Raw genomic sequence first — 21,648 nt, 5'->3', positions numbered from 1 at the left:
AAAGCCTGCACCGCAGATTTCTCAGGCAAAGCGCCGGGGAGTGTTTCGCTCTCCAGCGGGAGCAAGCTCCCTCGCCACAGTAATGGCTGCCACCAACTCAACGTGCGCTCGCAAACGGTGCAGGAAAAACGCCGCGCCCGATTCCGGGCATCCGGTTGCCCTTGCCCCTCGTTACTGAACCTTTTAAAACACCTGTTCGGCACTCTGGTTCGGAAATTGCTACTTTCTATAGGTCGTAAGCGTTGCAGTAACAATAATTCTGCGCCACAAGCGCTCATATTGGTTCTTAGGGATTGAATAATGAAAAAAGCATTGCTGACCCTTTCTGCACTGGCGTTGTGCATGGCCGCCGGCTCCGCGCTGGCCAAGGAATACAAAGAGCTGCGCTTTGGCGTTGACCCTTCGTACGCACCGTTCGAGTCGAAAGCGGCCGACGGCAGCCTGGTCGGGTTCGATATCGACCTGGGCAACGCGATCTGCGCCGAACTGAAGGTCAAGTGCAAATGGGTCGAAAGCGATTTCGACGGCATGATTCCGGGCCTCAAGGCCAACAAGTTCGACGGCGTGATCTCGTCGATGACCGTGACCCCGGCGCGCGAGAAGGTCATCGACTTCTCCAGCGAACTGTTTTCCGGCCCGACCGCTTACGTATTCAAAAAGGGTTCCGGCATCACCGCCGACGTCGCTTCGCTCAAGGGCAAAACCGTTGGCTATGAGCAAGGCACGATTCAGGAAGCCTACGCCAAAGCCGTACTGGACAAGGCCGGCGTGAAAACCCAGGCCTATCAGAACCAGGATCAGGTGTATTCCGACCTGACCTCCGGCCGTCTCGACGCCGGTATCCAGGACATGCTGCAAGCCGAACTGGGCTTTCTGAAGTCGCCGAAAGGCGCCGATTACGAAATCAGCCAGCCCGTCGACAGCGAATTGCTGCCAGCCAAAACGGCTGTCGGTATCAAGAAAGGTAACACTGAGCTGAAGGCGCTTTTGGATAAAGGTATCAAAGCGTTACACGACGACGGCAAATACGCCGAGATTCAAAAGAAACACTTTGGCGACCTGAATCTGTACAGCGGCAAATAATGCCCCGGCGCCCATCCTCGATGGGCGCCTTTTCCATCCGCTCAGGTTGCTGATTTATGTTTGAAACCCTCCTGCAAAATCTGGGGCTGGCCTCGTTCAGTCTGCAGGGCTTCGGCCCGTTGCTGCTGCAAGGCACCTGGATGACCATCAAATTATCGGCGATGTCGCTGCTGGTGGCCGTGTTGCTCGGCCTGCTCGGCGCCAGTGCCAAACTGTCGAAAGTCAAACTGGTGCGCCTGCCCGCGCAGCTCTACACCACGCTGATTCGCGGCGTGCCGGACCTGGTGCTGATGCTGTTGATCTTCTACAGCCTGCAAACCTGGCTGACCACGCTGACCGACTACATGGAATGGGAATACATCGAGATCGACCCGTTCAGCGCCGGCGTGCTGACGCTGGGCTTCATTTATGGCGCGTATTTCACCGAGACCTTCCGGGGCGCGATCCTCGCGGTGCCGCGTGGTCAGGTCGAAGCCGCCACCGCGTATGGCCTCAAACGCGGCCAGCGGTTTCGCTTCGTGGTGTTTCCGCAGATGATGCGTTTCGCCCTGCCGGGCATCGGCAACAACTGGATGGTCATGCTCAAGGCCACCGCACTGGTGTCGATCATCGGCCTCGCCGATCTGGTCAAGGCCGCCCAGGACGCCGGTAAAAGCACCTATCAACTGTTCTACTTCCTGGTTCTCGCCGCCTTGATCTATCTGCTGATCACCAGTGCTTCGAACTTCATCCTGCGCTGGCTCGAACGCCGCTACGCCGCCGGTGCCCGGGAGGCCGTACGATGATCGAACTCCTGCAGGAATACTGGAAAGCCTTCCTATATACCGACGGCCAGAACATCACCGGGCTGGCAATGACGATGTGGCTGCTCACCGCGTCGATCGGCATCGGCTTCATCGTCTCGATTCCACTGTCGATTGCACGGGTATCGCCGCACTTCTACATCCGCTGGCCGGTGCAGTTCTACACCTACCTGTTCCGCGGCACGCCGCTGTATATCCAGTTGCTGATCTGCTACACCGGCATCTACAGCCTCGCTGCCGTGCGCGAGCAGCCGATCCTCGACAGTTTCTTTCGCGACGCGATGAACTGCACGATCCTCGCTTTCGCCCTCAACACCTGCGCGTACACCACGGAGATTTTTGCCGGGGCGATTCGCAGCATGAACCACGGCGAAGTCGAAGCGGCCAAGGCTTATGGCCTGACCGGCTGGAAGCTGTATGCCTACGTGATCATGCCGTCGGCACTGCGCCGTTCGTTGCCTTACTACAGCAACGAAGTGATCCTGATGCTGCACTCGACCACGGTGGCGTTCACCGCGACCATTCCCGATATCCTGAAAGTCGCGCGGGACGCCAACTCGGCAACGTTCCTGACTTTCCAGTCGTTCGGCATTGCCGCGTTGATCTACCTGACCATCACCTTTGCGCTGGTCGGCCTGTTTCGCCTCGCCGAACGCCGTTGGCTGGCCTTCCTCGGGCCGACTCACTAGCACCGGTTTGACAATAAAGAGATAACAATGCGCCACCAGATCCATGACCTGCTGGCCCCGCTGCCGGGGACCGCACGGCAGATTCACAGCTTCCACTTCGGCCCACAGCAGGCCAAGGGCAAGGTTTACATTCAGGCGTCGCTGCACGCCGATGAACTGCCGGGCATGCTGGTCGCCTGGCACCTCAAGCAGCGTCTGGCGGAGCTGGAAGCCGCCGGTCGCCTGCGCAGCGAAATCGTTCTGGTGCCGGTGGCCAACCCGGTCGGCCTCGAACAAGTGCTGATGGACGTGCCGCTGGGCCGCTATGACCTGGAGAGCGGACAGAATTTCAATCGCTGGTTCGTCGACCTCAGCGAAGAAATCGGCAACGCCATCGAAGGCCAACTCAACGATGATGCGCAGCACAACCTTGAACTGATCCGGGCCAGCCTGCGCAACGCCCTCGCCCGTCAGACGCCGACCACGCAACTGCAATCCCAGCGTCTGACCCTGCAACGCCTGGCTTGCGATGCCGACATGGTGCTGGACTTGCACTGCGATTTCGAATCGGTGGTGCACCTGTACACCACGCCCGAGGCGTGGCCGCAGGTCGAGCCGCTGGCGCGCTATATCGAAGCCCAGGCCAGCCTGCTCGCTACCGACTCCGGCGGCCAGTCGTTCGACGAATGCTTCACCCTGCTCTGGTGGCAATTGCGCGAGCGCTTCGGCGAGCACTTCGAGATTCCCCTGGGCAGTTTCTCGGTGACCGTCGAGTTGCGCGGCCAGGGCGACGTCAATCACCCGCTGGCCAGCCGCGACTGTCAGGCGCTGATCGATTACCTGATCCAGTTCGACGCCATCGTCGGCGAAACCAAGCCGCAACCGCCGCTGCCGTACCCGGCCACGCCGCTGGCCGGTGTCGAACCGGTGACCACGCCCGTCGGCGGCCTGCTGGTGTACTGCGCAACGCCCGGCCAATATCTGGAAGCCGGGCAGCAGATCGCCGAAATCATCGACCCGATCCACGACAAGGTCACCCCCATTCATTGCACCGCCGCCGGCCTGCTGTACGCGCGCTCTCTGCGACGCATGGCCACCGCCGGCATGGTCATCGCCCACGTCGCGGGCGCCGAAGCCTATCGCAGCGGCTACCTACTTTCGCCTTGAGGATGCTCGTCCATGTACAAACTGACCGTTGAAGGCCTGCACAAAAGCTATGGCGATCATCAGGTGCTCAAAGGCGTTTCGCTCAAGGCCAGGACCGGCGACGTGATCAGCCTGATCGGCGCCAGCGGCTCGGGCAAAAGCACCTTTTTGCGCTGCATCAATTTTCTTGAACAACCGAATGACGGCGCCATGAGCCTCGATGGCCAGGCGATCCGCATGGTCACCGACCGCCACGGCATGCACGTCGCCGACGCCAATGAACTGCAACGCCTGCGCACACGGCTGGCGATGGTGTTCCAGCACTTCAACCTGTGGAGCCACATGACCGTGCTGGAAAACATCACCATGGCTCCGCGCCGGGTGCTGGGCTGCAGCAAACAGGAAGCCGAGGATCGCGCCCGACGTAATCTGGACAAAGTCGGCTTGCCGGCGCGGGTCGCCGATCAATACCCGGCGTTTCTCTCCGGCGGCCAGCAACAGCGCGTGGCGATCGCCCGGGCGCTGGCGATGGAACCGGAAGTGATGCTGTTCGACGAACCGACCTCGGCGCTCGACCCGGAACTGGTCGGTGAGGTGTTGAAAGTGATTCAGGGCCTGGCCGAAGAAGGCCGGACCATGATCATGGTCACCCACGAAATGAGTTTTGCGCGCAAGGTGTCGAATCAGGTGCTGTTTCTGCATCAGGGTCTGGTGGAAGAAGAAGGCGCGCCGGAAGAGGTGCTGGGCAATCCCAAGAGTGAACGCCTGAAGCAGTTCCTCAGCGGTAACCTTAAATAACGCCGTGCACATCTCCCCTGTAGGAGTGAGCCTGCTCGCGATAGCGTCATCACATCCAACATTGATGTAACTGACACACCGCTATCGCGAGCAGGCTCACTCCTACAGGGGACCGCGCAAGCCACAAAAATCAAACTTGTCGCCACGCTTCGCTGTCTCTGAAACAACACCTCCAGAGCGCACGCAGCCGGCATGGCGAAATCCCCCGACTTTGCAAAAACCTGGTTCAGCGCTCGCGCCTGGAAGCCGTTCGCCTTTCAGAAACAGGTGTGGGCGGCGGTGAAAAACGGCGAATCCGGCTTGCTCCACGCCAGCACCGGCGCCGGCAAAACCTATGCGGTGTGGTTTGCCGCGCTCAATCGCTTCGCCCGCTTGCAGCCGCCCGTGGCCACGCCGCGCAAACGCAAACCGCCGGCCGAACCGCTGACGGTGCTGTGGATCACGCCGATGCGCGCCCTCGCCGCCGACACTGCCCGCGCACTGCAAAGCCCGGTAGATGATTTGCAGATTCCGTGGAGCATCGGTCTGCGCACTGGCGACACCAGCAGCAGCGAACGCGCTCGTCAGGGCCGGCGCCTGCCGACCACCCTGATTACTACGCCTGAAAGCCTGACCCTGCTGCTCGCCCGCGCCGATGCGCGCACGGCGTTGTCGACCCTGCGCATGATCGTCGTTGATGAATGGCACGAATTGCTCGGCAACAAACGCGGCGTGCAACTGCAACTGGCCCTCGCCCGTCTGCGTCAGTGGCAGCCGGAACTGATCGTCTGGGGCGTTTCCGCCACCCTCGGTAATCAGTCCCACGCCGAGCAAGTACTGATCCCACAGGGCGGCGGCGTGAGTGTTCAGGGCAAAAGCGAAAAAACCCTGCAGGTCGATACCCTGCTCCCACCGGCCACCGAGCGTTTTCCGTGGGCCGGACACATCGGTCTGAAGATGCTGCCGCAAGTGGTGGCCGAACTCGACGCCTGCGCCAGCAGCCTGGTGTTCACCAACACCCGCGCGCAGTCGGAGATTTGGTATCAGGCGCTGCTGGAATCGCGGCCGGACTGGGCCGGGTTGATCGCGTTGCACCACAGTTCACTGTCCCGCGACACCCGCGACTGGGTCGAGCAGGCGTTGAAGAATGGCCAATTGAAAGCCGTGGTGTGCACCTCGAGCCTGGATCTGGGCGTGGATTTTCTTCCGGTCGAGCGCGTGCTGCAGATCGGCTCGGCGAAAGGGGTCGCGCGGTTGATGCAACGTGCCGGGCGCTCCGGCCACGCACCGGGGCGCACCTCGCGGGTGACGCTGGTGCCGACCCACAGCCTTGAACTGATCGAAGCGGTCGCCGCCCGCGATGCCGTCGAGCAACGGCGCATCGAGCCACGCCTGTCGCCGCACAAGCCGTTGGATGTACTGGTCCAGCATTTGGTCAGCATGGCCCTCGGCGGTGGCTTTATTCCTGAGGATCTGTACGAAGAAGTCCGCGGCGCCTGGGCTTATCGCGACCTGACACCGGCGGACTGGGCCTGGGCATTGGCTTTCGTACGCCACGGCGGGATGTCTCTTACAGCGTACCCGGACTACCGCCGGGTCGAGCCGGACGAACACGGCGTCTGGCGTGTGCCGGATGCACGTCTGGCGCGGCGCCATCGCATGAGCATCGGCACCATCGTCAGCGACGCGAGCATCAACCTGAAATTCTGGAGCAAGGGTGGCGGCGGCAAGCAGTTGGGCAGCGTCGAGGAAGGCTTTATCGCGCGACTGAAACCCGGCGATGGTTTCCTCTTTGCCGGCCGCTTGCTGGAGCTGGTGCGGGTAGAAAACATGACCGCCTACGTTAAACGCAGCACCGCGAAAAAAGCCGCCGTGCCACGCTGGAATGGCGGGCGCATGCCGTTATCCAACGAACTGGCCGAAGCGGTGGTGGCGCGTTTCAGCGCCGCTGCTCAAGGTCATTTCAACGGCCCGGAGATGCACGCGCTGCGACCGCTGCTGGAAACGCAGATACGCTGGTCTGGGTTGCCCACCACGGAAAATCTGCTGGCCGAAGTGCTGAAATCCCGCGAAGGCTGGCACCTTTTCCTCTATCCATTCGCCGGGCGCCAAGTGCATCTGGGGCTGGCGAGCCTGCTGGCGTGGCGCGTCAGTCAGCGCCAGCCTGTGACCTTCTCGATCGCGGTGAATGACTACGGCCTGGAATTGCTCAGCGCCACGCCGGTGGACTGGGCCACCCATCTCGACGCACACCTGTTCAATGCCGATGACCTGTTGCTGGACGTGCTGGCCAGTCTCAATGCCGGCGAACTGGCGTTGCGCCGCTTCCGTGAAATCGCGCGGATCGCCGGGCTGGTGTTCGCCGGGTATCCGGGCGCACCGAAGAGTACGCGCCAGGTGCAGGCGTCGAGTGGCCTGTTTTTCCAGGTGTTCAAACAATACGACGCCGACAATCTGCTCCTGGCCCAGGCCGGGGAAGAAGTCCTGCGCGAAGAACTGGATATTCGCCGGCTGGAACAGACACTGGCGCGCATCAATCAGATGAAACTCGACGTGCATCAGCTTAAACGTCCTACACCGCTGGGCTTTCCGCTGCTGGTGGAGCGGATGCGCGAGAGCATGAGTTCGGAAAAACTGGCTGACAGGATCAGAAGAATGGTCGGTGACCTGGAAAAAAATGCTGATAACGGTAAATCGTCGTGAGCGCCTACCCGGTGCGCCTGGCCGGCGAAGAATTGTGGTTACTGCCGGAGAAAGCCCTGTACTGGCCCGCGCAGGAGGCGCTGCTGATCGCCGACGTGCATTTCGGCAAAGCGGCGGCTTATCGCAGCCTTGGCCAGCCGGTGCCGCATGGCACCACGGCTAGCAACATCGAAGTGATCGACGCGCTGCTGGCGCGACTGCCGTGTCGCCAATTGATCTTCCTCGGTGATTTTCTGCATGGGCCTGGCTCCCATGTCCCGACCACACTGAATGCGCTGGCAGAATGGCGCGCGCGGCACGCTGACCTGCCGATGACGCTGATTCGCGGCAACCACGACAAACGCGCTGGCGACCCACCGGCCTCGCTGAATATCCGCGTGGTACCCGAGCCGCTATTGCTCGGGCCATTCGCCTTGCAGCATGAACCCGATCCGCATCCCGAACGGCACGTGCTCGCGGGACACGTTCATCCGGTTTATCGATTGCAGGGCAGAGGCCGGCAGAGCTTGCGCCTGGCCTGTTTCAGGTTGGGTGAGCGCATCAGCCTGATGCCGGCGTTCGGTGCGTTTACCGGCGGCTATCAGGTCGAGCGCGACGACAGCTGTAAAGTCTTCGTGATCGGCGACAACGAAATATGGCCCGTCAGCTAGATCGCAGATCGATCGGGTTGACGGGCCATATTAATGAGCAGGGTCAGGCAACTGGCGCCGGAGGCGGTTCGTCCGGCAGCGTTGGTTCGCCTGGCTCGGTCGGTTGTTCGTTGGGAGTATCGGGATCGGGCTGACCGGGCACGCCGCCGGACAGGCTCAACGACGGATTCGCCAATAGCGACCAGGCCAGTACGCCTATCTGATTGGGCTCAAGCCTTGCCAGTTCAGCGCTGATTCGCGGGTCGATCTTCATAGGGCACTCCTCAGTGAAGGCCCGAATTTGTGTGTAACAAAAACGGGCAGTACACCCCATAGAGTGTCTGCCCGCCAAAGAATTCCCGACATCCGTCGGATGGTCGATCAGGTACGCGGCAAGGTCACGCCACGCTGGCCCTGATACTTGCCGCCACGATCCTTGTAGGAAACTTCACATTCCTCGTCGGATTCAAGGAAGAGCATCTGCGCCACGCCTTCGTTGGCGTAGATTTTCGCCGGCAGGTTGGTGGTGTTGGAGAATTCCAGGGTCACGTGACCTTCCCACTCAGGCTCGAGCGGAGTGACGTTGACGATGATGCCGCAGCGCGCGTAGGTGCTTTTACCCAGGCAGATGGTCAGCACATTGCGCGGAATACGGAAGTACTCGACGGTGCTGGCCAAGGCGAAGGAGTTCGGCGGGATGATGCAGACGTCGCTGTGGATGTCGACGAAGCTGCCGGCGTCGAAGTTCTTCGGGTCGACGATAGCCGAATTGATGTTGGTGAACACCTTGAAGTGGTTGGTGCAACGTACGTCGTAACCGTAGCTCGACACGCCGTAGGAAATCACCCGGCTGTCGTCGCTGCCGCGCATCTGGCGCTCGACGAACGGTTCGATCATGCCGTGTTCCTGCGCCATGCGGCGAATCCACTTGTCCGATTTGATGCTCATGGCGGGGTTGTCCTGAATAGCGAGGTGGAAAAATTCTGTCCGGCATCTTACCGGGCGCGTCGCCGCGATCAAAGTGCGCAACGCAATTCTCGGCGAACACCCCGTATTTACGAGATGTGGCGACGAACAGCCGCACCGCCGATCCCTAAAACACAGAATCCTTTGCAAGAAACATTGGCACGTTCCGGAAAAAGGGTTAAGGTGGCGTCACTGTGTTGCTTGTGTCACTGAGAATCTCTACACGATATGTTGAATTTCGATCCAACCATCTACAAGAATTTTTCCTGCTCTTTGCACTCAGTCTCGGCCAGGGTTCTTCCTGAGTCGCAGTTATCTTTGTTCAAGGAGTTACACCATGTCTAATCGCCAAACCGGTACCGTTAAGTGGTTCAACGATGAAAAAGGCTTCGGCTTCATCACTCCACAATCCGGTGACGACCTGTTCGTTCACTTCAAAGCTATCCAATCCGACGGCTTCAAAAGCCTGAAAGAAGGCCAACAGGTTTCTTTCATCGCTACCCGCGGTCAGAAAGGCATGCAAGCTGAAGAAGTTCAAGTTATCTAACTTGTAGCTTCTTTAGAAAAGAGCCCCGCCCTCAAAAGCGGGGCTTTTTTGTGGGCGCTTGTTTTTGAGCGTAAAAAAGATCGCAGCCTTCGGCAGCTCCTACAGAGGATTGATGTACATCCCGTAGGAGCTGCCGAAGACTGCGATCTTTTGCTTTAAGCTTTTACCAGGCCACGCCAAACCCTGCGGTATAGCGGGTCTTGTTCAAATCGGCATCGTTGGTGCCACTGATGATGTCGCGCTCGGCCTTGAGATTGAGCGAGGCCCATTCGGTGACCTTGTAGCGCAGGCCCAGCTCGGCATCCAGTGCGTAATCGGCGACGCCCGACAACGGCTTGCCGACTTCGCCATTGGTGAAGAACTCGACCTTCTTGCCGATCAGGTAGCGGTTGTAGTCCCACTTCATCGCGACGGAATAGAAGTTGTCCTTGCTGCCATCGCGGTATTCATAGTCGGTGCGGTTAAGCAACGAACCCAGCGAGAACGCGCCCAGTTCGTCGTCCCAGAACTGGTAGCCCGGACCGGTACCGACCACACGCTGACGCGCCAGCTCTTCGATGTGATCACGCTTGTAGTTGATGCGCCCCTGCCAGAACCACTGATCGGTGAGGAAGCGGTCGAGGGAGTATTCGGCGCGCCAGTTGTTGGTGGTGGTTTCCGCATCCTGCACTTCGCGGTTGTACTCGCCCTCAGCGATATGCCGCCAGCGACCATGGCGAGCGGAAGTCTTGAAGCCAACATCGTAATCGTCGGTGTCCTTTTCGGCGCGCTGATAATCCAGCGCCAGGTCGACGTTGCCCTTCCACACCAGGTCGGTGACGATCGGCTTGGGCTTGAGAATCTGCTGAATGCTCGCCAGCTCGACAGTCTTCGGCGCCTCACCATTGGCCAGGGTGACCTTGCCATCGTCGGCCGCTGTGAGCGACTTCGACACTTCGCCAGCGTAGGCGTCCTGCTTCACTAGCAGGTGCTGATCGCTGTCGAGAGTCTTGACCTCTTTCCAGTCAATTGCCACGGCACCGGCATATTTGGTCTGGATCAACAGCTTGCCGCCGTCAAAGACCGTGATAGTGCCACTCAACTTGTCGCCGTTTTTCAACCAGACGGTGTCGGCAAGCAGGGGCGTGGACGTGCTGAAAACAGCAAGGCACAACAAGGTTCTGGGGAACATAAGCAGACCGGGGGCTCAGAGTTGGCGAAAAGGGTCGGCATTATCCGTAGGATTTTGCCCATGACAAGGACTGACCGGACTATTTCAATTGAGTTCATTTCTCAACTGCGCCCCAAGCGATTACCCTTGTCACCATTGTCACGCCAATGCTCAGGAGCCGCGTACGTGAAAGACCCGCTCGACAGCGTCGAAAACGATGCGCAAATCCGACGCACGGCGCTCTACTCGACGCTCGCGCAAGTGCCCGAAGGCAAAGTCGTCAGTTATGGACAGCTGGCCGAACTGGCCGGACTGGGCCGCGCCGCGCGCTGGGTCGGGCGCACCTTGAGCCAGTTGCCCGGCGACACCAGACTGCCCTGGCACCGCGTATTGGGTGCCGGCGGACGCATCAGCCTGCCGGTCGGCACCCCCTCCGGTGATGAACAACGCGCGCGATTGCGCATGGAAGGCATCACCATCCAGAACAATCGTGTGGATATTCGGCGCCATGGCTGGCGTCCGGTAGAGCACAGCGGTTAGAGTGCGCGCTTTGTTTTCGCAATTTTGAGGCAGACTTCAGCCCATGCCCCGTAAAACCTGGCGCGCCGCGCTCGCCGCCTATGCCAGTCCTTCGACGCTCGTGCTGTTGTTGCTCGGTTTTGCCGCCGGCCTGCCGTACATGCTGGTGTTCTCGACGCTCTCCGTGTGGCTGCGTGAAGCGGGCGTAGCCCGTGAAACCATCGGCTATGCCAGCCTGATCGGCCTGGCGTATGCGTTCAAATGGGTCTGGTCACCGCTGCTCGACCAATGGCGCCTGCCCTTGCTGGGCAAACTCGGTCGTCGCCGTTCCTGGCTGGTGCTCTCTCAGGCACTGGTGATTCTTGGCCTGATCGGCATGGGTTTCTGTGATCCGCAGAAGCACTTGTCCTGGCTGATCGCGATTGCCGTCGTCGTCGCTTTTGCCTCAGCCACGCAGGATATCGCGGTCGACGCCTATCGCCTGGAAATCGCCGATGACAGCCGCCAGGCCGCCCTCGCCGCCAGTTACATGTCCGGTTACCGCGTCGCCGCCCTGCTCGCCACCGCCGGCGCGCTGTTCTTCGCCGAAGGTTTCGGCTCCACCGGTTTCAACTATAAGCACGCGGCGTGGACCGGCACCTATGTGCTGTTCGGCGCATTGATGGTGCCCGCGCTGCTGACCACGCTGTTCATGCGTGAGCCGCCGGTGCCGCTGCGCACGCAGTTGCAGGCCGGGCGCTATACGTTCATGCATCAATTGATGTCGGTGTTCGTGCTGATCGTTTTGCTGGTTTCCGTACCGGCGATGTTCACCCAGCTGTACAACACTGATTTCGCTGGCGTGCTGTTCGGGGACATGAGCCCGCTCGACCTGCTGCTCGAAGACCGCGCTTTCCTTCGCGCCATTCTCTATACGCTCCTCACGGGGATGTGTCTGTCGGCCATGGGCCGGCGTGGATTGGCGCCGGTGCTGACGCCGGTCAATGACTTCATCCTGCGTTACCGCTGGCAGGCGCTGTTGCTGCTGGGCCTGATCGCCACCTACCGGATGTCGGACACGGTGATGGGCGTGATGGCCAACGTGTTCTACATCGACCAGGGTTTCACCAAGGATCAGATCGCTAGCGTCAGCAAGATCTTCGGCTTGATCATGACCCTCGTCGGCGCCGGCATGGGCGGCCTGTTGATCGTGCGCTTCGGCATCCTGCCGATCCTGTTTATCGGCGGCGTGGCTTCGGCGGCGACCAACCTGCTGTTCGTGATGCTCGCGGACATGGGGCCGAACCTGCAGATGCTGGTGGTGACCATTTCCCTCGACAACTTCAGCTCGGGCCTGGCGACGTCAGCGTTCGTCGCCTACCTGTCGAGCCTGACCAACCTGAAATTCTCGGCCACGCAATATGCCCTGCTCAGCTCGATCATGTTGCTGCTGCCGCGCCTGATGGGCGGCTATTCCGGCGTGCTGGTCGAGAAGTTCGGCTATCACAGCTTCTTCCTCATCACCGCTCTGCTAGGCGTGCCGACGCTGCTGCTGATTGCGCTGCACTGGTTTCAGGAGCGCCGCCGCGAAGGGCCGACACCGACGCCCGAACCCGCACCGACGCCCGCAACCGAAGAATCGTAGGACACTTCGCCGGTGACGGGAGGAATCCCGCCACCGGACCTTTGCGCCGGCCACACTTCTGTACGTCAGCAAAACTCGCCGGTACACTGCTCCGTCATTTCCAGTCATAGCAACCGACAACGGCCAACCATGCGCACCAGTCAATTTTTGCTCGCCACACAGAAAGAAACGCCTTCCGACGCGGTCGTGATCAGTCATCAGCTGATGCTGCGCGCCGGCATGATCCGCAAGCTTGCCTCGGGCCTGTACACCTGGCTGCCCATGGGCCTGCGAGTCATGCGCAAGGTCGAAGCCATCGTTCGCGAAGAAATGAACGCTGCCGGTTCTCTGGAAGTGTTGATGCCGAGCACCCAACCGGCCGAGCTGTGGCAGGAATCGGGGCGCTGGGAAGAATACGGCCCTGAGCTGCTGCGCATCAAAGACCGACACGGTCGTGATTTCTGCGCGGGCCCGACCCACGAAGAAGTGATCACCGATCTGATGCGCAACGAGTTGAGCAGCTACAAACAGCTGCCGATCAACCTGTACCAGATCCAGACCAAATTCCGTGACGAAATTCGCCCACGCTTCGGTTTGATGCGCGGCCGCGAATTCATCATGAAGGACGCCTACTCCTTCCACGCCGACCAGGCGTCGCTGCAGATCACCTATGACCGCATGCACGAGGCGTACTGCAACGTGTTCACGCGTCTGGGCCTGAAATTCCGCCCGGTAGAAGCTGATAACGGTTCGATCGGTGGCGCCGGCTCCCACGAGTTCCACGTGCTGGCCGAGTCCGGCGAAGACGATATCGTTTTCAGCAACGGTTCCGACTACGCGGCGAACATCGAAAAAGCCGAAGCGGTGCCACGGGAAACCTCGCGCCCTGCGCCAACCGAAGAGCTGCGCCTGGTCGACACACCGGACACCAAAACCATCGCGGCGCTGGTGGAAAAATTCAATCTGCCGATTGAAAAGACCATCAAGACCCTGATCGTTCATGCCGAAGAAGAAGGCAAGCTGATCGCGCTGGTCATCCGTGGCGACCACGAACTGAACGAAATCAAGGCCGCCAACCAGCCAGGCGTGGCCAGCCCGCTGGTGATGGCCTCCGATGCCGAACTGCGTGATGCGATCGGCGCTGGCGCTGGCTCGCTCGGCCCGCTGAACCTGCCGCTGCCGATCATCATCGACCGTTCGGTCGCGATGATGAGCGACTTCGGCATCGGCGCGAACATCGACGACAAGCACTACTTCGGCGTGAACTGGGAGCGTGATCTGCCGGTTCCGACCGTTGCCGACCTGCGCAATGTCGTTGCGGGCGACCCAAGCCCGGACGGTAAAGGCACGCTGGAAATCAAGCGCGGCATCGAAGTCGGCCACATCTTCCAGCTGGGTAACAAGTACAGCAAGGCGATGAAGTGCGAAGTGCTGGGCGAGAACGGCAAGCCGGTGACCCTGGAAATGGGCTGCTACGGCATTGGCGTATCCCGCGTGGTTGCCGCTGCGATCGAGCAGAACAACGACGCCAACGGCATCATCTGGAGCGACACGCTGGCGCCATTCCAGATCGCTCTGGTACCGCTGCGCTATGAAACCGAGCAGGTTCGCGAAGCCACCGACAAGCTGTATGCCGAACTGACGGCGGCCGGTTTCGAAGTGCTGCTGGACGATCGCGACAAGAAAACCAGCCCGGGCATCAAGTTCGCCGACATGGAGCTGATCGGCATTCCACACCGGATCGTGGTCAGCGACCGCGGCCTCGCCGAAGGCAACCTGGAATACAAGAGTCGTTCCGCAGCAGAGGCGCAAGCGCTGCCGGTGGCCGATGTTGTGTCCTTCCTTCAGGCCCGTATCCGCCGCTGAAACCAGATAGAGACGTCATGTTCAAGCGAAACACCTTAGGCCTCGGTGGCGCCGCCCTGTGCGGCGCCCTGCTGGTCAGCGGCTGCGCCAATCACATGTCGCAACGCAGCGAGCACGAAGAGCGGGTCGAGCGAAAGTTGCTCGATCACAGCCTGCAGATCGATGTCGGCGAGCCCAAGGTGCTCGAGCTGCCGCAGCGACGCGTGAAGATCAACGAGCAGAAGACCTTCGAAGTCACCGAGTTCGAAGTCACCCGCCGTTACGACCGCTACACGCCTTACCAACCCTGGCGCGAAGTCTATGAGATTCCACTGGGCGCGGTGGCCGTGGTCGGTGGTGTCGGTGCGAACGTGGTCAACGTGTTCGCCCTCGGCAACCTGCCGGACAGCGTCACCAAGGATTGGCTGAGCTACGGTTTCGCCGGGCTCAACCCGTTCATGAACGCGCAGTCCAACGGTCGCGCGCAGCAGAACCTCGCGGGCATCGACGAAGTCCAGCGCGACAAGCGCACGGAGTATTCGAGCCTGCCATGGAGCGAGCGCCCGGTGCAGGTGAAGGCCGGCAAGCAGACGTTCGACATGACCACCGACCGCAACGGCGTGCTGCGCTTGAACCTGCTCGACAGTCCTTTCGCCGAACATGACCTCAATCATATCGGCCGCTTGCAGATCAGTGTCGAAGACGCCAAGGATGACGTGCACTCCGACTCGACGCTGATGCTCAGCGGCCACCTGCGCGGCAAGTTGCTGGAAGCGCACGGGCTGATTTATGACGATCTGGAAGATGACGAGGTGAGCCAGTGGGTGCACCGGGTCAAACGCCTGTCGGAACTGGGCCTGGAAGAGGAAGCCAGCGAACTGGAACAAAGCCTGATCGAACTGACGCGCAATGATCCGGAGTTGCAGACTGAGTTTCTCAAGTCTTTGGCCAAGGATGCCGGGCGTTTAGTGGCTGATCCGGGGCCGAATTAAAAGCAAAAGCTTCGCGAGCAGGCTCGCTCCCACAAGGGATTTGTGAACGCCGCAGATCCAATGTGGGAGCGAGCCTGCTCGCGAAGAGGTCCTGACAGACAACGCAAAATTACCGCTCAAACAACTCCATCTGCTCAAACCCGCCGCGCAAATCCTCCAGCCTCACCCCCACTCCCAACAACCGCACCGGCTTGCCGCCGCGATTGAACGCCTGCGTCAGCAGCAACTGATAACTGCCCAGGTCCCGCCCTGCCCCGGCCTGTTCCAGTGTGGTCTGGGTAAAGTCATGAAATTTGACTTTGACGAACGGCTTGCCCGGTCGGTAACTGCTGTCGATCCGCGCCATGCGGTTTTTCAGGGTGTCGAGCAGCTCGGGCAATTTGTCGAGGCAGGCGCGCAAATCCGGAAGATCAACGTCGTAGGTGTTTTCCACGCTGATCGACTGACGCCGACTGTCGTTGTGCACCAGGCGGTCATCGATCCCACGGGCGAGATTCCACAATCGCTCGCCAAAACTGCCGAATTGACGCACCAGCGCCAGCCTGCCCCATTCGCGCAAGTGCTGGCAGTCGACGATGCCGAGCTTGCCGAGCTTGTCGGCAGTGACCTTGCCAACACCGTGCAGCTTGCTGACGGGCAGACCGCTGACGAAATCCTCGACCTGATCCGGGGTGATCACGAACAAGCCGTTGGGTTTCTTCCAGTCGCTGGCGATCTTCGCCAGAAACTTGTTCGGCGCAACGCCAGCGGAAACGGTGATGTGCAGTTGATTGGAAACCCGGCGGCGGATGTCCTGGGCGATGCGCGTGGCGCTGCCGCCGAAATGCGCGCTGTCGGACACATCCAGGTAAGCCTCGTCCAGCGACAGCGGCTCGATCAGATCGGTGTAGTCGGCGAAGATCGTATGAATTTCCTTCGACGCTTCCCGATAAGCGTCCATGCGCGGCTTGACGATGGTCAGGTCCGGGCACAGCTTCAACGCATGCCCGGAGGCCATTGCCGAGCGCACGCCATAGGCGCGCGCTTCATAGTTGCAGGTGGCGATCACCCCGCGACGGTCCGCCGAACCACCCACCGCCAGTGGCTTGCCGGCCAGACGTGGGTCGTCGCGCATCTCGATGGCGGCGTAGAAACAGTCACAGTCGATGTGGATGATTTTTCGCTGGGTCATGTCGGAAAAAGCAACGTGGCAAGCCGGAGCGGCAGTATCTCATTGGCACCTGTATATAGCACCAGTGGTTGAATGTTCTTTTCCGACCGTAGGATATTTCCGACGAATTTATTTTCTCAATCAAGGATCGCCGACCAATAGAGCTGAAAGCCTTGCGCGGCCTGCCCTGCGTGCCGATCACCGGATCCCGAAAAGATCCTAAGCGCTTGAACCTCAACAGATTTATCCAGATCGAAGGTTGACACACTCGCGAACCTCTGTAGAATGCCGCCACACAGACGCGGGATGGAGCAGTCTGGTAGCTCGTCGGGCTCATAACCCGAAGGTCGTCGGTTCAAATCCGGCTCCCGCAACCAAACATCGAAAAAGGCTACTCGAAAGAGTGGCCTTTTTTGTGCGCGTCTGTTTTGTCCAGCCAGCGTCGTGCGACACGGGTTGAGGAGAAACAGGATTTCTTTGGATTTCCGAAACTTAACGCGCGCCTGCGACCGTTTGCCGCGATTTCGCAGTTATTTGACCCATTCCTGGATTAGCGGTTGACACCTCGCCGTTCGCCTGTAGAATGCCGCCACACAGACGCGGGATGGAGCAGTCTGGTAGCTCGTCGGGCTCATAACCCGAAGGTCGTCGGTTCAAATCCGGCTCCCGCAACCAAACATCAAAAAAGGCTACTCGAAAGAGTGGCCTTTTTTGTATCTGTCGAAAAAGTCCTTTCGCAACAATGATCTGTCACTGTGCAGTGAACCGCTGGGGATCATCAGAAGTGCTGTGTTGCGACTATGCTTGAGTCGTAGACAGGCTTTCTGCAATCCAGGAACTGCCCTCGCCGATGCCCGACGAGAGGCGTAGTATTTTGTGATTATTTTTTTCTACAGGGATTGGTAACTTGGCTGGATACCTCCATCCTGTCGCGCACAATCCAAGAGGTGATTGATGCGCGCCAACTCGTCTGATCCACAAGACACCGTTACAGCAGAACAACCGATCAAACCCCAGCGTTTGCGCTGGCTGGATCGGTTAAGCAAATACCGTCAGCCGATCGGTCTGGCGGTGACGTTGCTGCTGTTTGCCATTGCCCTGATTGCCTGCCGCCATCTGCTCGCCGAGCTCGATCTCGACGCGTTGCATGACTCGATTCTCGACGTACCGAAACCGGCCCTGCTCGGCGCCATCGGCGCGACCGTGGTCGGTTTCATCATTCTGCTCGGCTATGAATGGTCGGCCAGCCGCTACGCTGGCGTGAAACTGCCGCCGCGCACGCTTGCCCTCGGCGGCTTCACCGCGTTTGCCATCGGCAATGCGATTGGCCTGTCGCTGCTGTCCGGCGGCTCGGTTCGTTATCGTTTATATGCGCGGTTGGGTGTCGGTGCGTCAGAAGTTGCGCACATGACGCTGTTCGCCAGCCTCTCGCTGGGCTGCGCATTGCCGCCGCTGGCTGCGCTGGCAACGTTGAGCAATCTGCCTGCTGCCTCGCAAGCGCTGGGACTGTCGGAAATCTTGCTTGGTTCGGTCGCCGCCGCCGTACTGATCCTCGGTGCCGTGTTAGCGGTCGGCATCTATCGCCGTCGTCTGCCGGAACAACCTTACCCCGACAATCTGCTGGTCCGCGCCGGTCGGCGCACCTTGCGTCTACCGGGTCGACGCCTGACCCTTCTGCAACTGCTGATCACCGCTCTCGACGTCGCGGCTGCTGCCACCGTTCTGTATTTGCTGCTGCCGGAAGCGCCACCGTTTGCGCCATTCCTGCTGGTCTACCTGTTGGCGCTGGCCGCGGGCGTGCTCAGTCATGTGCCGGGCGGCGTTGGCGTGTTCGAAGCGATTCTGCTTGCCGCGTTTGCCGATAAGCTCGGCGCCGCGCCGCTGGCCGCTGCCCTGCTGCTCTATCGCCTGATCTACGTGGTGTTGCCGCTGCTGGTCGCCTGCGTGTTGCTGCTGATCAACGAAGGCCAGCGCCTGTTTCAGACCCAGACCATGCGCGCCGCGTCCGGTCTGGCGGCGCCGATTCTGGCGGTGCTGGTGTTCCTGTCGGGCGTGGTGCTGCTGTTTTCCGGCGCAACCCCGGAAATCGACACGCGCCTGGAGCACATCGGTTTTCTGATCCCGCATCGACTGGTCGACGCCTCTCACTTCGGCGCCAGCCTGATTGGCGTTTTGTGCCTGTTGCTCGCCCAAGGCCTGCGTCGGCGCCTGTCGGCGGCGTGGATGCTGACTACCATTCTGCTGCTGGTCGGCGCCCTGCTTTCGCTGCTCAAAGGCTTCGATTGGGAAGAAGCCACGCTGATGACACTGACGGCGGCACTGCTGGGTGTGTTCCGCCGCTCCTTCTACCGCCCGAGCCGTTTGACCGAGCTGCCGTTCTCGCCGCTGTATCTGGTCGCCAGCCTGTGCGTGCTGGGCGCTTCGGCCTGGTTGCTGCTGTTCGCCTATCAGGACGTGCCCTACAGCCATCAACTATGGTGGCAGTTCACCCTCGACGCTGATGCGCCCCGCGGCCTGCGCTCGCTGCTCGGCGCGGCGGTGTTGCTGGTGATCATCTCCCTGACCTGGCTGCTGCGCACCGCACGCCCGGTGATTCATTTGCCGACGCCGGACGAACTCGACCGCGCAGCGAAAATCCTCATGGCCTCGTCGCAACCCGATGGCGGCCTCGCACTGACCGGTGACAAGGCACTGCTGTTTCATCCCAACGACGAGGCGTTTCTGATGTACGCCCGGCGTGGCCGCAGTCTGGTGGCGCTGTACGACCCGATCGGGCCGAGCCAGCAACGCGCGGAAATGATCTGGCAGTTCCGCGACCTCTGCGACATCCACCACACCCGCCCCGTGTTCTATCAAGTGCGCGCGGAAAATCTGCCGTACTACATGGACATCGGCCTGACCGCGATCAAACTCGGCGAAGAAGCCCGGGTCGATCTGCGGCGCTTCGATCTGGAAGCCAAGGGCAAGGAGATGAAAGACCTGCGCTACACCTGGAACCGTGGCACCCGCGACGGTCTGTCGCTGGAAATCCATGAGCCGGGTCAGGCGCCGATGGATGAGCTGAAGGTCATTTCCGATGCCTGGTTGACCGGCAAGAACGTGCGCGAGAAAGGCTTCTCCCTCGGCCGTTTCAGCGACGATTACCTGAAGCATTTCCGCATCGCGGTGATTCGCTTCGAAGGCCGTCCGGTGGCGTTCGCCAATCTGCTTGAGACTTACAGCCACGATCTGGCCAGTCTCGACCTGATGCGCGCGCACCCGGAAGCGCCGAAGCTGACCATGGAATTCATGATGGTCGGCCTGATTCAACACTATAAGAGTCACGGATACGCGCGCTTCAGCCTGGGCATGGTGCCGTTGTCGGGGTTGCAACCCCGCCGTGGTGCACCACTGACCCAGCGGCTGGGCTCGATGGTTTTCCGCCGTGGTGAGCAGCTGTACAACTTCCAAGGCTTGCGTCGCTTCAAAGACAAGTTCCAGCCTGACTGGGAACCCCGTTATATGGCCGTGCCCGCCGGACTCGATCCGCTCGTGGCGCTGGCCGACACTGCTGCCCTGATCGCGGGCGGCTTGACTGGATTGGTGAAACGCTGATGATTCAACGCTCCCTGAAGTACATCCTGGCCGCCCTGCTGGTGCTGGCCGTGATTGCCGGCGGCGGTTACTGGTACCTGAAACGCCCGGCACCGGAACCGACCGTCGAACAGCTCAAACCCGCCGATGGCGCGGCCATGACCCGGGTGATTCCGGGCAGCAAGCCGAAGGCTCAGGTGTTGGTGGCTGTCACCGACGAACAGCAGCTCTCCGAGAAACAACTGACCACCCTCAGCCGCAGCGCTTCGGCGCAGATCGTTCAGGTGATTCTGCCCAAGGACTGCCTGCTGCAAAGCCGCGCACTGCAATCGGGCCTGCGCGAACTCAACGGCCCGGCCACTCTGGTCAGCGGCATCGGCCCGGGCGCCGTGCTGGCGTGGCGCTGGCTCGCGGAACAGAAAGACGACAAGGCCCAGGCCATCTCCGTCGATCTGGCCCTGGAAAAGCCCGGCTGCACCCACCTGCTGCCAAAATCCGCCGCCCACGGCCACTGGCTGGTGGCGTGGAACGACAACCCGGACGACGCCAGCGCAGGTTTCGTCCGCGATCAGCCGAACGCCGAAACCAGCATCAGCGACTACGACATCAACCTGCCGCAAGTGCTGAACAACGAACTGCGCAAAATCCTCGTCGGCGGCGACAAGGCCAACGGCGGCCTGGCGATCCCGGTAGTGGAAGTCCCGGCCGGTCAGGCCAACGACACCGTGACCCTGTTCCTCTCCGGTGACGGCGGCTGGCGCGACCTCGACCGCGACGTCGCCGGGGAAATGGCCAAGATCGGCTACCCGGTCGTCGGCATCGACACCCTGCGCTACTACTGGCAGCACAAGAGCCCGGAACAAAGCGCCCTCGACCTCACCGAACTGATGCAGCATTACCGGCAGAAATGGGGCACCAAGCGCTTCATCCTCACCGGCTACTCGTTCGGCGCGGACGTCCTGCCAGCGATCTACAATCGCCTGCCAGAGAACGAACAGCAGCGCGTCGACGCGATCATCCTGCTCGCCTTCGCCCGCACCGGCAGCTTCGAAATCGAAGTCGAAGGCTGGCTCGGCAACGCCGGCAAAGAAGCCGCCACCGGCCCGGAAATGGCCAAACTGCCAGCGGCCAAGGTTGTGTGCATCTATGGTGAAGAAGAGACGGATGAGAGTGGCTGCACCGACAAGACTGCCGTTGGCGAAGCAGTGAAACTGCCCGGCGGACATCACTTTGATGAAAACTACCCGGCGCTGGCCAAGCGCTTGGTGGACTTGATCAAGAAGCGTCAGAGCAAGGACTCCGTCGCCGAAGAGTGATCTGAAACGCCCCCACAAAAAGCCCCCGCAACTTCGCAGTTGCGGGGGCTTTTTACATCTCGGACGATAAACCCATTCCCCTGTAGGAGTGAGCCTGCTCGCGATAGCGGAGTGTCAGCTACCTAGTTGCCAAATGACACACCGCTATCGCGAGCAGGCTCACTCCTACAAGGAATTG

The 21,648-nt window shown here is 60.6% G+C and carries 18 protein-coding genes and 2 tRNA genes; 16 read left to right on the top strand and 4 right to left on the bottom strand.

Annotated elements, in window-relative coordinates:
• Positions 1-300 precede the first annotated feature (300 nt).
• The 7 genes from QRN33_RS20660 (at position 301) to pdeM (ending at position 7,830) form a co-directional block, all read left to right on the top strand.
• Entirely contained in the window at positions 301-1,083 is a 783-nt protein-coding gene (locus tag QRN33_RS20660; RefSeq protein ID WP_042608231.1) for a transporter substrate-binding domain-containing protein, read from the top strand.
• Positions 1,084-1,139: 56 nt separating this feature from the next.
• Positions 1,140-1,868: an ABC transporter permease gene (locus QRN33_RS20655; protein ID WP_042608232.1), complete on the top strand. Its 729-nt coding sequence runs from the start codon at positions 1,140-1,142 to the stop codon at positions 1,866-1,868.
• On the top strand, positions 1,865-2,575 hold the full coding sequence (locus tag QRN33_RS20650; protein ID WP_042608233.1) for an ABC transporter permease: 711 nt from the start codon (positions 1,865-1,867) through the stop codon (positions 2,573-2,575). The genes QRN33_RS20655 and QRN33_RS20650 overlap by 4 nt, the downstream gene beginning before the upstream one ends.
• 27 nt (positions 2,576-2,602) lie before the next feature.
• Entirely contained in the window at positions 2,603-3,721 is a 1,119-nt protein-coding gene (locus QRN33_RS20645) for a succinylglutamate desuccinylase/aspartoacylase family protein (protein WP_285409784.1), read from the top strand.
• Between the two features lie 12 nt (positions 3,722-3,733).
• A complete protein-coding gene (locus QRN33_RS20640) occupies positions 3,734-4,498 on the top strand; it encodes an ABC transporter ATP-binding protein (RefSeq protein ID WP_285409782.1) in 765 nt (254 codons plus the stop codon).
• Positions 4,499-4,690: 192 nt separating this feature from the next.
• Positions 4,691-7,180 (top strand): ligase-associated DNA damage response DEXH box helicase, encoded by a 2,490-nt coding sequence (locus tag QRN33_RS20635; protein ID WP_285409780.1) that lies wholly within the window; start codon positions 4,691-4,693, stop codon positions 7,178-7,180.
• Positions 7,177-7,830 (top strand): ligase-associated DNA damage response endonuclease PdeM, encoded by a 654-nt coding sequence (gene pdeM, locus QRN33_RS20630; RefSeq protein WP_502945009.1) that lies wholly within the window; start codon positions 7,177-7,179, stop codon positions 7,828-7,830. The genes QRN33_RS20635 and pdeM overlap by 4 nt, the downstream gene beginning before the upstream one ends.
• Before the next feature lie 43 nt (positions 7,831-7,873).
• Here pdeM and QRN33_RS20625 read toward each other — a convergent pair whose 3' ends face one another.
• Complete coding sequence (locus QRN33_RS20625) at positions 7,874-8,083, bottom strand: hypothetical protein (protein WP_016771389.1); 210 nt, start codon at positions 8,081-8,083, stop codon at positions 7,874-7,876.
• A 107-nt stretch (positions 8,084-8,190) separates the two neighbouring features.
• Positions 8,191-8,757: a dCTP deaminase gene (gene dcd / locus QRN33_RS20620; protein WP_007940589.1), complete on the bottom strand. Its 567-nt coding sequence runs from the start codon at positions 8,755-8,757 to the stop codon at positions 8,191-8,193.
• A gap of 355 nt (positions 8,758-9,112) precedes the next feature.
• On the opposite strand from dcd, the gene QRN33_RS20615 reads away from it, so the two are divergent.
• A complete protein-coding gene (locus tag QRN33_RS20615; protein ID WP_002554837.1) occupies positions 9,113-9,322 on the top strand; it encodes a cold-shock protein in 210 nt (69 codons plus the stop codon).
• A 163-nt stretch (positions 9,323-9,485) separates the two neighbouring features.
• On the opposite strand, the gene QRN33_RS20610 is transcribed toward QRN33_RS20615, so the two are convergent.
• On the bottom strand, positions 9,486-10,493 hold the full coding sequence (locus tag QRN33_RS20610) for a DUF481 domain-containing protein (protein ID WP_042608238.1): 1,008 nt from the start codon (positions 10,491-10,493) through the stop codon (positions 9,486-9,488).
• Between the two features lie 165 nt (positions 10,494-10,658).
• On the opposite strand from QRN33_RS20610, the gene QRN33_RS20605 reads away from it, so the two are divergent.
• The 4 genes from QRN33_RS20605 to QRN33_RS20590 all read left to right on the top strand — a co-directional run bounded on the left by QRN33_RS20605 (position 10,659) and on the right by QRN33_RS20590 (position 15,431).
• Positions 10,659-11,012, top strand: a complete 354-nt coding sequence (locus tag QRN33_RS20605) for an MGMT family protein (RefSeq protein ID WP_042608239.1) — start codon at positions 10,659-10,661, stop codon at positions 11,010-11,012.
• Positions 11,013-11,055: 43 nt separating this feature from the next.
• The gene (locus tag QRN33_RS20600; protein WP_042608240.1) at positions 11,056-12,615 is read left to right on the top strand and encodes an AmpG family muropeptide MFS transporter; all 1,560 of its coding nucleotides are present in this window, start codon (positions 11,056-11,058) and stop codon (positions 12,613-12,615) included.
• 129 nt (positions 12,616-12,744) lie between these two features.
• Entirely contained in the window at positions 12,745-14,460 is a 1,716-nt protein-coding gene (locus QRN33_RS20595) for a proline--tRNA ligase (protein ID WP_065615257.1), read from the top strand.
• A 17-nt stretch (positions 14,461-14,477) separates the two neighbouring features.
• Positions 14,478-15,431, top strand: a complete 954-nt coding sequence (locus QRN33_RS20590) for a hypothetical protein (RefSeq protein ID WP_042608242.1) — start codon at positions 14,478-14,480, stop codon at positions 15,429-15,431.
• A gap of 109 nt (positions 15,432-15,540) precedes the next feature.
• On the opposite strand, the gene dinB is transcribed toward QRN33_RS20590, so the two are convergent.
• Complete coding sequence (dinB, locus tag QRN33_RS20585) at positions 15,541-16,602, bottom strand: DNA polymerase IV (RefSeq protein ID WP_285409773.1); 1,062 nt, start codon at positions 16,600-16,602, stop codon at positions 15,541-15,543.
• A gap of 279 nt (positions 16,603-16,881) precedes the next feature.
• Here dinB and QRN33_RS20580 point away from each other — a divergent pair.
• The 4 genes from QRN33_RS20580 to QRN33_RS20565 all read left to right on the top strand — a co-directional run bounded on the left by QRN33_RS20580 (position 16,882) and on the right by QRN33_RS20565 (position 21,470).
• Positions 16,882-16,958: transfer RNA gene (locus QRN33_RS20580), tRNA-Met, on the top strand.
• Positions 16,959-17,179: 221 nt separating this feature from the next.
• Positions 17,180-17,256: transfer RNA gene (locus tag QRN33_RS20575), tRNA-Met, on the top strand.
• A 279-nt stretch (positions 17,257-17,535) separates the two neighbouring features.
• On the top strand, positions 17,536-20,175 hold the full coding sequence (gene mprF / locus QRN33_RS20570; RefSeq protein WP_123418066.1) for a bifunctional lysylphosphatidylglycerol flippase/synthetase MprF: 2,640 nt from the start codon (positions 17,536-17,538) through the stop codon (positions 20,173-20,175).
• Positions 20,175-21,470, top strand: a complete 1,296-nt coding sequence (locus tag QRN33_RS20565; RefSeq protein WP_285409770.1) for a virulence factor family protein — start codon at positions 20,175-20,177, stop codon at positions 21,468-21,470. Before mprF ends, QRN33_RS20565 begins: the two co-directional genes overlap by 1 nt.
• Positions 21,471-21,648: the final 178 nt, after the last annotated feature.

Source organism: Pseudomonas sp. FR229a (assembly GCF_030209115.1).
Lineage (GTDB): Bacteria > Pseudomonadota > Gammaproteobacteria > Pseudomonadales > Pseudomonadaceae > Aquipseudomonas > Aquipseudomonas moraviensis_A.
This window is presented reverse-complemented; position numbering and strand designations above follow the sequence as displayed.

Excerpts from the sequence above, each read along its gene's own strand:
- QRN33_RS20610 (WP_042608238.1), bottom strand. The coding sequence starts at position 10,493 with ATGTTCCCCAGAACCTTGTTGTGCCTTGCTGTTTTCAGCACGTCCACG.
- QRN33_RS20595 (WP_065615257.1), top strand. The coding sequence starts at position 12,745 with ATGCGCACCAGTCAATTTTTGCTCGCCACACAGAAAGAAACGCCTTCC.
- QRN33_RS20650 (WP_042608233.1), top strand. The coding sequence starts at position 1,865 with ATGATCGAACTCCTGCAGGAATACTGGAAAGCCTTCCTATATACCGAC.
- QRN33_RS20660 (WP_042608231.1), top strand. The coding sequence starts at position 301 with ATGAAAAAAGCATTGCTGACCCTTTCTGCACTGGCGTTGTGCATGGCC.
- dinB (WP_285409773.1), bottom strand. The coding sequence starts at position 16,602 with ATGACCCAGCGAAAAATCATCCACATCGACTGTGACTGTTTCTACGCC.
- dcd (WP_007940589.1), bottom strand. The coding sequence starts at position 8,757 with ATGAGCATCAAATCGGACAAGTGGATTCGCCGCATGGCGCAGGAACAC.
- mprF (WP_123418066.1), top strand. The coding sequence starts at position 17,536 with ATGCGCGCCAACTCGTCTGATCCACAAGACACCGTTACAGCAGAACAA.
- QRN33_RS20655 (WP_042608232.1), top strand. The coding sequence starts at position 1,140 with ATGTTTGAAACCCTCCTGCAAAATCTGGGGCTGGCCTCGTTCAGTCTG.
- QRN33_RS20640 (WP_285409782.1), top strand. The coding sequence starts at position 3,734 with ATGTACAAACTGACCGTTGAAGGCCTGCACAAAAGCTATGGCGATCAT.
- QRN33_RS20600 (WP_042608240.1), top strand. The coding sequence starts at position 11,056 with ATGCCCCGTAAAACCTGGCGCGCCGCGCTCGCCGCCTATGCCAGTCCT.
- QRN33_RS20625 (WP_016771389.1), bottom strand. The coding sequence starts at position 8,083 with ATGAAGATCGACCCGCGAATCAGCGCTGAACTGGCAAGGCTTGAGCCC.
- QRN33_RS20635 (WP_285409780.1), top strand. The coding sequence starts at position 4,691 with ATGGCGAAATCCCCCGACTTTGCAAAAACCTGGTTCAGCGCTCGCGCC.
- QRN33_RS20565 (WP_285409770.1), top strand. The coding sequence starts at position 20,175 with ATGATTCAACGCTCCCTGAAGTACATCCTGGCCGCCCTGCTGGTGCTG.
- QRN33_RS20615 (WP_002554837.1), top strand. The coding sequence starts at position 9,113 with ATGTCTAATCGCCAAACCGGTACCGTTAAGTGGTTCAACGATGAAAAA.
- QRN33_RS20590 (WP_042608242.1), top strand. The coding sequence starts at position 14,478 with ATGTTCAAGCGAAACACCTTAGGCCTCGGTGGCGCCGCCCTGTGCGGC.
- QRN33_RS20645 (WP_285409784.1), top strand. The coding sequence starts at position 2,603 with ATGCGCCACCAGATCCATGACCTGCTGGCCCCGCTGCCGGGGACCGCA.